1 pseudogene is annotated in these 322 nt (G+C 67.1%); it reads right to left on the bottom strand.

Features of this window, described 5'->3' with window-relative positions:
* Positions 1-34: 34 nt before the first annotated feature.
* Positions 35-160 (bottom strand): annotated as a pseudogene (locus P3L18_RS28370) (HNH endonuclease); the annotation flags it as partial.
* Positions 161-322 lie beyond the last annotated feature (162 nt).

Here is a 322-nt window from a genome sequence, read left to right as displayed (position 1 = left end):
GCAGGGAATCAGGCTGTAGTAGAGGCGCTTCGGGTCAGGCTGCTGCGTCGTCGAGCCGCATGGTCCGCCGATAATAGGACGGAACCGGTCGGCGTTTCGGATCCACGCTGGCGGGTGGGATCAGCCAGGGGTGTCGGTCGAATCCCATGATGATGTCCCATGGGAAGGGCCCGTCCATCGGGTAGGGCGGCCACCGGGTGGGAAGGGCGTCAGCATCCGATCGTCAGGCGGGAAAGACGCGCGCATCCTTCGATGGCCTGCGTCATCCCCCGCTGGTCGAGGTGCGAGCCGCGTGCGGCGAGCCTCGAGACCGACTGCACCG

The organism is Gordonia sp. N1V (genome assembly GCF_029269935.1).
GTDB lineage: Bacteria > Actinomycetota > Actinomycetes > Mycobacteriales > Mycobacteriaceae > Gordonia > Gordonia polyisoprenivorans.
Note: the sequence above shows the minus strand (reverse complement) of the source record. Positions and strands in the feature narration are given on the sequence as shown.